This is a genomic window from Blautia sp. HA9023 (genome assembly GCF_056504095.1).
In genome coordinates this window covers 2,501-15,690 of record NZ_JBWLUR010000001.1, presented here as the reverse complement: position 1 = coordinate 15,690, position 13,190 = coordinate 2,501, and the positions used below count along the sequence as shown (strand labels likewise).

Below are 13,190 nucleotides of genomic sequence, written 5' to 3'. Positions count from 1 at the left end.
GGCGTCCGGTCAGTTTCTTAAGGCTGATGCCCTCTTTTTTGTTCCGTTTTCCGGGAATGCCGGAGGAAGAACCGCGATCATGGGTTCTTCCGAAAGCTCCAGATAATTTAATCCCTCCAGCTTGATAGGTGTCCGCACCACAGAGACATCAATGATCCCATCCATAAGATAGTTCAGAAGTGTGAAGGTAATGGCATCCCGCACCTCAAAGTTTACATCGGAATTTTCCCTGGAAAATCTGGAAATATAAGGCATAATGGTGGTTACTGTGGTGGGCGTGATCCCGATACGTAAGACCTGCTTTTTCCCTGCCTTGGATACTTCCAGCTCTGTGGAACGGACATAATTTAAAATATTCTCCGTCCTGTCATAAAGAAGCTTTCCCGCTTCTGTCAGTGTCACCCCTGCCCTGGTCCGCTCAAAAAGCTTCACATTCAGCTCTGCTTCCAGCTGTTTGATCTGGTAGCTTAAGGGCGGCTGGGACATATTCAGTCTTCTTGCAGCTTCATGGATACTTCCCGTTGCCGCAATCTCATGAAAATATTCCAACTGTCTGATCTCCATATCCTTCTCCTTTTAATTGCATATAATAATTTCTGTAATTTCCGCATTCCGTTCCCGGATGATCCGCATCAAACACTCTCTGTCTTTGTGTCAAGCGGATATTCGCAATCTATATTCTTCTGTACTGCATACTAATGATTTTTTCATTTTTGCAGATACTATGATCATCTTCCCATAAACTCACGTTTTCTTCAATATAATTTTTATATTATAATACATTAAAAACAATATTATACGTATCATCCCTAAGGGAGTATAATAACAGAGGTTTATTGTAATAAAAAGGAAATGGAGGAAAGAAAAAGAAATGCGAACACTCGCAAAATATCTTCGAAACTACAAAAAAGAAAGCATTCTGGCTCCTTTTTTCAAGTTTCTGGAAGTTGTGTTTGACCTGCTGGTGCCTATCGTCATCGCCCAGATCATTGATGTGGGTATTGCCCATAACGATCACGGCTACATCGTACAGAAATTCTTTATCCTGATACTGATGGCAGCCGCAGGACTGGCAGTCAGCATCACAGCCCAGTTTTTTGCAGCAAAAGCCAGCGTAGGTTTTGCCACAGAAGTACGTCAGGCAGTTTTTGACCATATCCAGAAGCTTTCCTATACAGAGCTGGATACCCTTGGAACCGATACCCTGATCACCCGTCTGACCGATGACGTAAACCAGGTACAGAATGGTGTAAATATGGGCCTTCGTCTTCTTCTTCGAAGCCCGTTTATTGTTTTCGGTGCCATGGTGATGGCCTTTACTATCAACGTGCGCTGTGCGCTGATCTTCGTAGTTGCCATCCCGATCCTGTTCCTGGTTGTCTTTGTGATCATGTTCTTAAGTATCCCTCTTTTCAAAAAAGTACAGGGACGCCTGGATACTGTCACACGCCTTACCAGAGAAAACCTGACCGGTGTCCGTGTGATCCGTGCATTCTGCCGGGAAGATCACGCAGTTGCGGAGTTTGACGAAAGTAACCTTGCTCTCACAAAGCTGAATGAGTTTGTAGGAAAAATCTCCGCACTTTTAAATCCGGCCACCTATGTACTGATCAATATCGCAACCGTGATCCTGATCCAGACTGCAGGCGTACAGGTCAATCTTGGAAACATGCAACAGGGTGAAGTCGTTGCCCTTTACAACTACATGGCACAGATGATCGTGGAGCTGATCAAACTTGCTTCCCTGATCATCACCCTGAACAAATCCATGGCCTGTGCAGACCGTGTTGCCGGAATCCTGAAAGTAGATTCCACCATGACTTACCCGGAGAAAACTTCCGCACCGGCAGCTGCAAAGAACGACTGTGCCGTTGCTTTTGACCATGTGACCTTCTCCTATGCAGGAACCGGCGCACCCAGCCTTTCGGACATCACTTTTTCCGCAAAAAAAGGCTCTACCATTGGAATCATTGGCGGTACCGGAAGCGGTAAGTCCACCCTTGTGGATCTGATCGCACGTTTCTATGACGCAAGTTCCGGAACCGTTACCCTGGACGGCCAGAATGTACAGACCTATTCTCAGAATGAGCTCCGGGAAAAAATCGGCGTGGTTCCTCAGAAGGCAGCACTTTTTCAGGGAACCATCCGCGAGAACTTAAGCTGGGGACGGGAAGACGCCACAGATGAGGAAATGTGGGAGGCTCTTACCACTGCCCAGGCCCGTGAGATCGTGGAGAAAAAAGATGGCCAGCTGGATTTTAAGCTGGAACAGAACGGCCGGAACCTTTCCGGTGGCCAGCGCCAGAGACTTACCATTGCCCGCGCCCTTGTGAAAAAGCCGGAGATCCTGATCCTGGACGACAGTGCCAGTGCTCTTGACTTTGCCACAGATGCGGCACTTCGGAAATCTCTCCACCAGCTTGGCGGAAACACCACCACTTTCCTGGTATCCCAGAGAGCAGCCAGTATCCGTCAGGCCGATCTGATCCTGGTACTGGACGACGGCCAGCTCGCCGGAAAAGGAACCCACCAGGAGCTTGTTTCCACCTGTGAAACTTACCGTGAGATCTTTTTCTCACAGTTCCCGGAAGAACGGATCAAATATGAAAAAGCAACCGGAAAGGAGGTCCTGGCATGAGTAAAACATACAAAAAATCCCAGAACAAAAACAGCATGGCAACCTTCTTCAAGGTGCTCCGCTTTATCGGAAAATACCGTTTCCTTCTTGTCTTAAGTGTAATCCTTGCCGCAGTTACCGTAATTTTGCAGCTGTATGTTCCCGTACTTTTCGGCTATGCCATTGATGAGGTGGTTGCTGACCATGAAGTTGATTTTGGCAGAATGGGATTCTATCTTTCCCGTATTCTTGTCATGATCGTGCTTTCCGGTATTGCCACCTGGGTCATGAGCATTATCAATAACCGCATGACCTACCGCACAGTACAGGATATCCGTGCGAAATCCATCCGCCATATCCAGAAACTTCCGCTGTCCTACCTGGACGGACACAGCACCGGTGATATCATCAGCCGTGTCATTGCGGATACAGATATTCTTTCCGATGGTATGCTCCTTGGATTTACACAGCTGTTTTCCGGTATCATCACCATCATCGGAACTTTGATCTTCATGTTTTCCAAAAACGTGTGGATCACACTGATGGTCATTGCCCTGACACCGGTGAGCTTTTTTGTGGCAAAATTCATCTCCTCCCATTCCTTCCAGATGTTCCGTGCACAGAGTGATGCCCGTGGACGTCAGACTGCACTGATCGAGGAAATGATCGGAAATCAGAAAGTGGTTCAGGCATTTGGCTATGAGAACCGTTCTTCGGAGCGTTTCGCTTCGATCAACGAGGAGCTTCGAAATGCCAGCCAGAAAGCTGTTTTTTACAGCAGTCTCACCAACCCGTCCACACGATGTGTCAACAACATCATCTATGCAGGTGTAGCTCTTGTAGGTGCATTCCTGATCCCGGGCGGTCATCTGACAGTAGGTGGGCTTTCCGTCCTGTTGGCCTATGCTAACCAGTACATGAAACCATTTAATGATATCAGCTCTGTGATTACAGAGCTTCAGAACGCTCTGGCCTGCGCTACCAGGATCTTTGACCTTCTGGAAGAAGAACCGGAAAGCCCGGACCCGTCCGGAACTCTTGATGATGTAAAAGGTGCCGTAGATATCCAGAATGTTTCTTTCCGCTACGAAGAGGACAAACCTCTCATTGAAGGATTTAACCTTCACACAGAGCCTGGCCGACGAATCGCCATCGTAGGTCCCACCGGCTGTGGTAAGACAACTTTTATCAACCTGCTAATGCGTTTCTACGACGTCACCGGCGGAAGTATCTCCGTAGACGGAAAACCGATCACCGAAGTTTCCAGACATACCCTCCGCGGAAGCTATGGCATGGTTCTCCAGGATACCTGGATCAAACATGGAACTGTCCGCGACAACATCTGTATCGGAAAACCGGATGCTTCGGATGAGGAAGTGATCCAGGCAGCAAAAATGTCCCACAGCTGGGAATTTATCCGCCGTCTTCCAAATGGCCTGGATACCATTCTCTATGAAGACAGCTTAAGCCAGGGACAGAAACAGCTTCTCTGTATCACCCGTGTCATGTTGTGCCTGCCACCGATGCTGATCCTTGACGAGGCAACCTCCAGCATTGATACCCGTACTGAAATACTGATCCAGGAAGCCTTCGACCGGATGATGCAGGGCAGAACAAGCTTCATTGTTGCCCACCGTCTCTCTACTATCCGTAATGCGGATGAGATCCTTGTCATGAAAGACGGAAGCATCATTGAGCAGGGAAATCATGAGGAACTTATGGCAAAAGGCGGATTCTATCAGAATCTTTATAACAGCCAGTTTGTGAAAGTTTCTGAATAAAATATCGAATTTATAAAATTCAAAAATCTCCGGATCACAGTTTTTCTGTGCCGGAGATTTTTTTATACCATTTTGTTCTATTTATATTTTGACCGGAGAAGCCACTTCTGATCGATCACTTTCAATTCTTCTCCAAACCGGATATGAAGCCTTACTGAGCCTGGAAGCTGCTCCACATGTTCAATGTTTCCGGTTCCGAATTTCGGATGGCTCACATCCTCTCCGATCTCGTAGCGCACAATGCTGTTCCGGGTATTTTCATGCTGCTGTTTTCTCCGGTAAGTATCCCGTACTGTTACTGTCCGGTCATGGATCGGGCTTCGGAGTTTTTTCTCATAGTCATGTTTCATCAGGGCTTCCCCTGCCTTATAATATGGCGTTGGCGCCGCGCCGGTCAGGGAACAGCAGTATTTCCAGGCACTTCCGTGGGTTCCGTGCTGCCACTGATACTCTTGGGGAATGTGAAAATTATGCTGCATATAATGGGCATATTCATGTTTGTAAAGGTCCAGCCTATCCTCTTTTTTCAGAGGATTTTTTACCGCGTAGCCGATAAACAGCAGGGAAAAATGAAAATGCTCTTTTTCGTGGTAACTGCCTCTTGTATAGGATCCCAGAAGATCTGGCTCCATACCAAAGGTAATGGGAATCTTCGCTCCATTGAGATGAAATTTTTTATCAAATTCCGCATAAAGGCTGCGGATCTGGGCTGTAAGTATGGGAATTTCTTTTTGCAGAGCCTGTGCAAGTGCCTGGTCGATCATTGTTTATAACTCCTCTATATTTTAAAAATACAAACTCTAGTACTATAGCACTTTCTTTCGGAATTGTAAACATCTTCTGAACGTGTATTGCCGGCAGTCGCTAAGAACCGCCGGCAATACCCCTTATTAACCGATCAGGAGAAATCCGCACCATGGCAGGCACTGACTGAAATCCCCGTTTTCCAGAAGGATGCGGATCATTGCCGCAATGCTGAAATAAGCCAGCATGGTTCCTGCCACACCAAGTACAGCCAGAACTACAGAGCCATAAAATTTACTGTGATATTTTTCTGCCCATCCCCATACTACCGATATCGGAGAAGGTTCTTTTTTTTCCATATGTATCAACTCCTTTTTTTCATGATCCACGGATCCCCAGCAGCCGGAACCATCCGGCAGAATAAAATTCCCGCAGGCTGTTCATGTAGGAATTGGCTTTTTCCCTGGGCATGTCGTGGCGTACTGTCTCAAACATGCCGTTAAACATGCTGCTTGCTACCATGTGGATCAGATTTTCATCCAGTTCTTCCAGATGATAACCCGCTGCTTTCATTTTTTCCATAAGGACAATACTGGAATTGACTTCAATCTCCGTGAGGACATCCAGATAGTGTTCATAGCGGGTTCCTGTGGAACAGCATACGATCAGCTTAAATGCATCAAAATGATCATAAATGTATTCCACCATCCAGGAATAGCCTTCGTCAGACACCTCCGGAAGTGTCTGGACCTGGGCATCCACCGGCTGGTCTGCAAATCCCTTCTGGATAGCACGGTATCTCTCCTCCAGTACTCTGGCCGGTTCTTCTACCAGTACATCAAAGAGAGATTCCTTGTCTGTGTAATAGCGGTACAGTGCACCGGTTGTCACAGACAGTCTGGATGCAATCCCGCGCATGGAAGCTCCCTGAAAACCTTTTTCCAGAAATTCCTGCTTTCCCGCTTCCAGAAGATCTGCCGCCAGTTTCTCATTTACAGGTCTCATATGTTTGTCTCCTTTATTCAATAACGCCGTTATTTAATAACAATGTTATTTTAAAATAACTTTCTTTGTTTGCCAATCAGTTGAGTTAAATTAAACTATCTTTTTTCAAAATTTTTTCTGCTTTATAAATGAGTATGCAAAAAGCAGCTGCTCTCTGCACAGAAAATAAATTCTGTGCAAAAAACAGCTGCTTCATAAATTCAAAATATCTTTAAACATCCAGCTCTTTTCTTACATCCGGGAACATTTCCACACATCGTTTCAGGATTCCCTGCATGTAAGCAATGGCAATTCCATAATTGGTGATGGGGATTTCCTGGTCCAGGGCGCATTTCTGACGGTAGCGCATTTCCCGCTCGTTGAGCATACATCCGCCACAGTGCACGATCAGGCTGTATTTCGTTACATCCTCCGGGAACTCTCTTCCTGAGGAATACTCAAATTCCAGATCTTTCCCCGTATAATTTCGGATCCAGCGTGGAAGCTTGACTGTTCCGATATCATCACACTGTCTATGATGGGTGCATCCCTCAGAGATCAGGATCTTATCTCCGTCTTTCAGTCGGTCAATGGCTGCTGCACCGGCTGCCGCTGTTTTCAGATTTCCTTTAAATCTGGCAAACAGAATTGAAAATGAAGTGAGCCAGATATCCTTCGGTGTTTCTTTGCTGACCTTTGCAAAAACCTGGCTGTCTGTGATCACAATTTTGGGGCTCTTGCCCAGGGTTTTCAGTGTATTGGAAAGCTCGTTTTCTTTGATGACAATGGCTGCTGCTCCGGCTTCCAGCACATCACGGATGGTCTGCTGCTGCGGAAGGATCAGGCGGCCTTTTGGCGCGGCTTTATCAATCGGTACTACAAGAACCGCAAAGTCTGACGGCTCCAGGAGATCTCCTACCAGACGTAATTTCAGATCATCGGTTACTGCAAGAGATGCGATCTTTTCTTTCAGTTCATAGATGTTCTGACCTGTTGCCGCACTGGCGTAAATGAAGGGTTCCTGATTCCGATCCGGAGAATCCGCATTTATTTTCTGATTTTCCGAAAGAAGGTCGGATTTATTGTATACAACCAGGTACGGAATTTCCTTTTCTTTAAAAATGTGGATCAGCTCCTCATCCACATTGGTTTTTCCAAGGGTAGCATCCACAACAAGAACTGCCACATCCACACGGTTCAGTACCTGTTTTGCCTTTCGGACTCGAAGTTCTCCAAGATGTCCTTCATCATCAATACCCGGCGTATCAATAATTACAACCGGTCCCATTGGAAGCAGCTCCATGGCCTTGCTCACCGGATCCGTGGTAGTTCCTTTAACATCGGAAACCACAGCAAGTTCCTGACCTGTCACTTTATTTACAATACTGGATTTTCCTGCATTTCTTCTGCCAAAAAAACCGATATGTACACGGTCTGCTGACGGTGTTTCATTCATTCCCATAATTTTTCCTCTTTTCTTTCAGCATCAGACAGGTCCTCATCCATTCCTGTTCTCATCCACCTGTTTCATATTTCATAAGATCATTCGACCTTTGCTCCCGGCATTATCTGTTGATGTGCAAAAGCTTACGCCTCTGTTCCTGCCCTCTGCTTATTGCTTTTCGCAATTGAAGCAGGGGACTTACTTGATTTGGTTAAACGATCTCAGAATAATCAATTTTTCTGTCTTTAAAATAATATTCTTTATCCCGCTCATTCATTTCTCTCAGCACCCTGCATGGATTACCGACTGCAACCACATTGGAAGGCAGATCCTTCGTTACTATACTTCCGGCCCCAACTACAACATTATCACCAATAGTAACTCCCGGTAACACAACAACTCCAGATCCCAGCCAGCAGTTCTTACCGATATGAACTTCCATATTATACTGATATCCTTTTTCACGAAGCTCCGGTAAGATCGGGTGCCCCGCAGTTGCGATGGTCACATTTGGACCGATCATGGTATAATCGCCAACATAAATATGACCGTCATCTACCAGTGTCAGGTTAAAGTTGGCATAGACATTTTTTCCAAAATGGACATATGCACCTGCCATATTGGCGTGAAGCGGTGGCTCGATATAACAATCTTCACCAATCTCCGCAAACATCTCTTTCAGCATTTCTTTTATCCAGCTGTGTAGGGCGTGTCATATTGAAATCATAAAGCCTGTCCAGTTTCCTGATCTGATCCTGAAAGATTTCATCGTCATTAGGGAGATATAATTCTCCTGTATGCATTTTTTCTCTCATTGGGCGCATGGCAGCTCCTCCTTTTTGTATGTTTTTTACAAAAAATAATATATGGATTATGTTATCATATCGTATATTTACATACAAGCATGAAATTTCTGAATAATCCGAAGTTTTTTCGTGAATCTGTTATGTTCATATATGATCTGTAGCTTCATCTGCTGTTTCTTTTATAACAAAAAGTAATGATCAGGACGGGATTTTCCAGGCATGTCAAGCGGATATTCGCAATCCGCTTCGCTACGTGGCTCTACACCAAATAACTGCTCCGCAGTTTATCAGGAGGAGCTTGCACTCCTCCTGATACAAGCAAGTCCCCACCCACTGCTTATTGCTTTTCGCAACCCCGCAGGGGACCTACTTGATTTGGTTAAAGAGTTTGGAATATTATAAAAAAAGTCTCTTCCAAAAGGCAGGTTTTTCAATCCTTTCTTCTTAAAGAGACTTTTTTGTTTCCATAAATATTATTTATTTCAATGCAGCTCCAGCTTTAAAAGCATCGCCCACCTTTTCGCCAAGACGGATATATGCGTTGTTAAACGGATCAAACGTGATCGGTGCAGCTTTTACTACATCTACATTTCCGTTTTTGTCCAGAACACGTTCGTCCACGCTGACATTTACGATCTCACCAACCAGACGGCAGGTTTCTTTGTCGTAGCTTTTCAGTTTACATTCTACACAGATGGGAAGCTCTTTGATGATGGGGGCATCTACTTTTTCGGACTTTTCTGCTGTAAATCCGGCTTTTGCAAATTTATCCGGCTCTTTGTTTCCGGAAACAATTCCCACATAATCGCAGGCTGTCATATGATCCACATCCGCCATGCTTACTGTGAAAGTGCCTTTTTTCAGAATATTTTCGGTTGTTTTGTGACTCTCACTGACACAGATGGAAATTTCCTTATCATCACTGATTCCGCCCCAGGCAGCATTCATAACGTCCGGTTTGCCATCCTCGCCATATGTGGCGATCATTAATACTGGCTGTGGATAGGTATAAGGTTTTGCACCAAAATCTTTTCTCATGACTGTTTCTCTCCTTTATATTCGTTATTGTTGTTATTTTTTATGAATTCCCGCACAAGCTGCAGGCCTCCTAATGGAACACAGAATTTATCTCTGTGCTGTCTGCACTGCTGATACGTTTCTTCCAGATCAAACCACTGTACCTCTTCTACTTCTTCTTTCTGAAGTGTAAGACGATCGATCTCTACCGGATGATCGTAGATATAAACAAAGGCAATCTCTTCATCCCGGAACATTTTTCCATGAAATTCTTTGGCAAAAGATATCGGGAATTTTCCTGCAAACTGCAGATCTTCTGGCACTGCATGTATCCCCAGTTATTCCTTTAGTTCCCGCAATGCTGATTCCAACGGTTCATCCCCTGCCTGTATGTGGCCTGCAGATGAAGTATCAAATTTTCCTGGAAAAGAATCCTTGTTTCTGGATCTTTTTTGAAGAAGGATCTCTGTTCTTCCATTTTTCCGGCGGATGATCCAGATATGCGCAGTGCGATGGCGGATTCCCTCTGCATGGGCAATGCTCCGTTCTACGGTCTTTCCGGTGGGATTTCCGTTTTCATCTATGATATCAAATATTTCCATTCTTATCTGTCTGCTTCTTTCTCTTATAATTATTCTTAAGTGAATCAGATGATTTTTTATCTGATTACCAAAATGTCTGGGAACTGACAAAATTTACTATAGTATATATTTTAACATGATTTGAAAACAGTTTCCAGTCTGTTGTCGGAAAACCGGCATCTGTATTGCCTGTTTTTCTTTTCTTTGCTATGATATTTCTAACCACAATAATTATTTGACGGGAGGTTGATTTTATGTATTGTATTTCTTTTAATGATATCATTGAACTAAATGGACTACTTAAAGATCAGGGACTTCATTTTCGCATTCATCTTCGTGATGCTTGTGGAAAACAATCCTGTTGGATCGAACCGCTTGGGAATTGTGCATGTGAAGGACATTTTGATGAAATGTATCAGGTTCTGGAGAATTTTTTTGCAGGAAAAAGAGCCTCGATCGAGTATGATGAGAGTAAACTGAATTTCTGGATTTTGTCTGCAGATTGAGGATTCGCCATCCCGCAGGAGACTTGCCCGATTCAGTTAAAACAGATATTATGTGAAAATATAAATATGCCTGTAAACAGCACTCTGTTTACAGGCATAAAAAAACTCCCCCTGTTGGACTCGAACCAACGACACTGCGGTTAACAGCCGCATGCTCTACCGACTGAGCTAAGGAGGATTATTTATTAAGGTTTGTACCTTAAAAACTACATACATGTGTTTGTTGATGGTTAATCATTTTTGTTGAATCAATTTTTAACCTGCGTGCCGATTTGCCTTTTTTCACGGGCTTGCAGCTAAAGCTGCATCGCCTGTTCTTTTAGGCTACTCCAGCGGGGGTCATCTCACGACTCCGTCGTTCGATGTCATTTGCTTCGCAAATGTTCAAGTCAGCTAATACTCATACGTCCACAAGCAAGCTTGCTCCCGTATGACCCTTACCTGCCTTGCCCGCTTCCTCGGCTGGTTGGTCAAGCCCTCACCCGATTAGTAACAGTCAGCTCCATGTGTTACCACACTTCCACCTCTGCCCTATCTACCTCGTCGTCTTCAAGGGGGTTTACTTCTTAAAGAATGGGATATCTCATCTTGAGGGGGGCTTCACGCTTAGATGCCTTCAGCGTTTATCCCTTCCAGACTTGGCTACCCGGCCATGGCTTTGGCAAGCCAACCGGTCCACCAGCGGTCCGTCCATCCCGGTCCTCTCGTACTAAGGACAGCTCCTCTCAGATATCCTACGCCCACGCCGGATAGGGACCGAACTGTCTCACGACGTTCTGAACCCAGCTCGCGTACCGCTTTAATGGGCGAACAGCCCAACCCTTGGGACCTACTACAGCCCCAGGATGCGATGAGCCGACATCGAGGTGCCAAACCACTCCGTCGATGTGAACTCTTGGGAGTGATAAGCCTGTTATCCCCAGGGTAGCTTTTATCCGTTGAGCGATGGCATTCCCACTTAATACCACCGGATCACTAAGCCCTACTTTCGTACCTGCTCCACCCGTCGGTGTCGCAGTCAAGCTCCCTTCTGCCTTTGCACTCTTCGAATGGTTTCCGTCCATTCTGAGGGAACCTTTGGGCGCCTCCGATACCCTTTCGGAGGCGACCGCCCCAGTCAAACTCCCCGCCTGGCATTGTCCCACCGCCGGATTACGGCGGCTGGTTAGAAGCCCAATATCACAAGGGTGGTATCCCAACAGCGGCTCCATAGCAACTGACGTCACTATCTCTCAGCCTCCCACCTATCCTGTACATGCAACACCGGACCCCAGTGCCAAACTGGAGTAAAGCTCCATGGGGTCTTTCCGTCCTGGCGCGGGTAGCCAGCATCTTCACTGGCACTTCAATTTCACCGGATGTATTGCCGAGACAGCGCTCAAATCATTACGCCTTTCGTGCGGGTCGGAACTTACCCGACAAGGAATTTCGCTACCTTAGGACCGTTATAGTTACGGCCGCCGTTTACTGGGGCTTAAATTCAAAGCTTCGACGTATGTCTAACCTCTCCTCTTAACCTTCCAGCACCGGGCAGGCGTCAGCCCATATACCTCACCTTTCGGTTTCGCATAGACCTGTGTTTTTGCTAAACAGTTGCTTGAGCCTATTCTCTGCGGCCTGCTCTCGCAGGCACCCCTTCTCCCTAAGTTACGGGGCCATTTTGCCGAGTTCCTTGGCAATACTTCTTCCGCCGGCCTTAGGATTCTCTCCTCATCCACCTGTGTCGGTTTACGGTACGGGTACAATATAAACAATAGCGGCTTTTCTTGACGCATGGCTCACGGGCTTCGTTACTATATTTCACTCCACATCACGTCTTCCCATTGCATGGCGGTTTTTCCTACCATACTGGTACCTCGCTTGTACCGGGCTTTCCATTCCCGGCTCCCGCTCTCCTTACGTGTCCCCACAGTTCTGTTATACTGCAGTACAGGAATATCAACCTGTTGTCCATCGGCTACGGCTCTCGCCCTCACCTTAGGTCCCGACTCACCCAGGGCAGATCAGCTTTACCCTGGAAACCTTGGATATTCGGCCTAGAGGATTCCCACCTCTATCTCGCTACTCATTCCGGCATTCTCTCTTCCATATAGTCCACAGCTCCTTACGGTACTGCTTCTTCCCATATGCAATGCTCCTCTACCAATCCTTACGGATTCCTTAGTTTCGGTGGCGCGTTTCAGCCCCGGACATTTTCGGCGCAGGACCTCTCGACCAGTGAGCTATTACGCACTCTTTGAATGTATGGCTGCTTCTGAGCCAACATCCTGGTTGTCTTCGAAATCCCACATCCTTTTCCACTTAACGCGCACTTTGGGACCTTAACTGTAGGTCTGGGCTCTTTCCCTTTTGACCGCCCAACTTATCTCGTGCAGTCTGACTCCCGGTGATATCTACACGGCATTCGGAGTTTGATATTCTTCGGTAGGCTTTGACGCCCCCTAGGAAATTCAGTGCTCTACCTCCGCAAGACTCACACCGAGGCTAGCCCTAAAGCTATTTCGAGGAGAACCAGCTATCTCCGGGTTCGATTGGAATTTCTCCCCTATCCACACCTCATCCCCACCCTTTTCAACGGATGTGGGTTCGGTCCTCCACTACCTCTTACGGCAGCTTCAACCTGGACATGGATAGATCACCCGGTTTCGGGTCTACTCCTACTGACTCTGGCCCTGTTAAGACTTGGTTTCCCTTCGGCTCCATCCCTTGA

The 13,190-nt window shown here is 46.2% G+C and carries 9 protein-coding genes, 1 tRNA gene, 1 rRNA gene and 2 pseudogenes (1 of these 13 cut by a window edge); 3 read left to right on the top strand and 10 right to left on the bottom strand.

Annotated features, from left to right (window positions below; all coding sequences use genetic code 11):
* Positions 1-9: 9 nt before the first annotated feature.
* Positions 10-564: a LysR family transcriptional regulator gene (locus AC04Q6_RS00075; protein ID WP_476389419.1), complete on the bottom strand. Its 555-nt coding sequence runs from the start codon at positions 562-564 to the stop codon at positions 10-12.
* 307 nt (positions 565-871) lie between these two features.
* On the opposite strand from AC04Q6_RS00075, the gene AC04Q6_RS00070 reads away from it, so the two are divergent.
* Complete coding sequence (locus tag AC04Q6_RS00070) at positions 872-2,638, top strand: ABC transporter ATP-binding protein (protein ID WP_021977961.1); 1,767 nt, start codon at positions 872-874, stop codon at positions 2,636-2,638.
* Entirely contained in the window at positions 2,635-4,398 is a 1,764-nt protein-coding gene (locus AC04Q6_RS00065; protein ID WP_021977960.1) for an ABC transporter ATP-binding protein, read from the top strand. Before AC04Q6_RS00070 ends, AC04Q6_RS00065 begins: the two co-directional genes overlap by 4 nt.
* A gap of 77 nt (positions 4,399-4,475) precedes the next feature.
* Here AC04Q6_RS00065 and AC04Q6_RS00060 read toward each other — a convergent pair whose 3' ends face one another.
* The 7 genes and pseudogenes from AC04Q6_RS00060 to AC04Q6_RS00030 all read right to left on the bottom strand — a co-directional run bounded on the left by AC04Q6_RS00060 (position 4,476) and on the right by AC04Q6_RS00030 (position 9,995).
* On the bottom strand, positions 4,476-5,162 hold the full coding sequence (locus AC04Q6_RS00060; RefSeq protein ID WP_118071816.1) for a hypothetical protein: 687 nt from the start codon (positions 5,160-5,162) through the stop codon (positions 4,476-4,478).
* A gap of 126 nt (positions 5,163-5,288) precedes the next feature.
* Positions 5,289-5,501 (bottom strand): hypothetical protein, encoded by a 213-nt coding sequence (locus tag AC04Q6_RS00055; protein ID WP_118071815.1) that lies wholly within the window; start codon positions 5,499-5,501, stop codon positions 5,289-5,291.
* A 19-nt stretch (positions 5,502-5,520) separates the two neighbouring features.
* Positions 5,521-6,147: a TetR/AcrR family transcriptional regulator gene (locus AC04Q6_RS00050; RefSeq protein WP_118071814.1), complete on the bottom strand. Its 627-nt coding sequence runs from the start codon at positions 6,145-6,147 to the stop codon at positions 5,521-5,523.
* Between the two features lie 211 nt (positions 6,148-6,358).
* Positions 6,359-7,588: a [FeFe] hydrogenase H-cluster maturation GTPase HydF gene (gene hydF / locus AC04Q6_RS00045; RefSeq protein ID WP_118071813.1), complete on the bottom strand. Its 1,230-nt coding sequence runs from the start codon at positions 7,586-7,588 to the stop codon at positions 6,359-6,361.
* Between the two features lie 193 nt (positions 7,589-7,781).
* Positions 7,782-8,394 (bottom strand): annotated as a pseudogene (locus tag AC04Q6_RS00040) (sugar O-acetyltransferase).
* A 459-nt stretch (positions 8,395-8,853) separates the two neighbouring features.
* Positions 8,854-9,414 (bottom strand): flavin reductase family protein, encoded by a 561-nt coding sequence (locus AC04Q6_RS00035; RefSeq protein WP_118071812.1) that lies wholly within the window; start codon positions 9,412-9,414, stop codon positions 8,854-8,856.
* Positions 9,411-9,995: pseudogene (locus AC04Q6_RS00030) on the bottom strand (NUDIX hydrolase). Before AC04Q6_RS00030 ends, AC04Q6_RS00035 begins: the two are co-directional and overlap by 4 nt.
* Before the next feature lie 233 nt (positions 9,996-10,228).
* Here AC04Q6_RS00030 and AC04Q6_RS00025 point away from each other — a divergent pair.
* Positions 10,229-10,480, top strand: coding sequence for an RDAC family protein (locus AC04Q6_RS00025; RefSeq protein WP_021977951.1), 252 nt, complete (start codon positions 10,229-10,231; stop codon positions 10,478-10,480).
* A 105-nt stretch (positions 10,481-10,585) separates the two neighbouring features.
* On the opposite strand, the gene AC04Q6_RS00020 is transcribed toward AC04Q6_RS00025, so the two are convergent.
* A tRNA-Asn gene (locus AC04Q6_RS00020) sits at positions 10,586-10,658 on the bottom strand.
* Between the two features lie 288 nt (positions 10,659-10,946).
* A 23S ribosomal RNA gene (locus AC04Q6_RS00015) occupies positions 10,947-13,190 on the bottom strand (it continues 644 nt past the right edge of the window).

What these genes read in the sequence shown, in the direction of transcription:
- AC04Q6_RS00075 (WP_476389419.1), bottom strand. Translation starts at nt 564, where the DNA reads ATGGAGATCAGACAGTTGGAATATTTTCATGAGATTGCGGCAACGGGA.
- AC04Q6_RS00070 (WP_021977961.1), top strand. Translation starts at nt 872, where the DNA reads ATGCGAACACTCGCAAAATATCTTCGAAACTACAAAAAAGAAAGCATT.
- AC04Q6_RS00065 (WP_021977960.1), top strand. Translation starts at nt 2,635, where the DNA reads ATGAGTAAAACATACAAAAAATCCCAGAACAAAAACAGCATGGCAACC.
- AC04Q6_RS00060 (WP_118071816.1), bottom strand. Translation starts at nt 5,162, where the DNA reads ATGATCGACCAGGCACTTGCACAGGCTCTGCAAAAAGAAATTCCCATA.
- AC04Q6_RS00055 (WP_118071815.1), bottom strand. Translation starts at nt 5,501, where the DNA reads ATGGAAAAAAAAGAACCTTCTCCGATATCGGTAGTATGGGGATGGGCA.
- AC04Q6_RS00050 (WP_118071814.1), bottom strand. Translation starts at nt 6,147, where the DNA reads ATGAGACCTGTAAATGAGAAACTGGCGGCAGATCTTCTGGAAGCGGGA.
- hydF (WP_118071813.1), bottom strand. Translation starts at nt 7,588, where the DNA reads ATGGGAATGAATGAAACACCGTCAGCAGACCGTGTACATATCGGTTTT.
- AC04Q6_RS00035 (WP_118071812.1), bottom strand. Translation starts at nt 9,414, where the DNA reads ATGAGAAAAGATTTTGGTGCAAAACCTTATACCTATCCACAGCCAGTA.
- AC04Q6_RS00025 (WP_021977951.1), top strand. Translation starts at nt 10,229, where the DNA reads ATGTATTGTATTTCTTTTAATGATATCATTGAACTAAATGGACTACTT.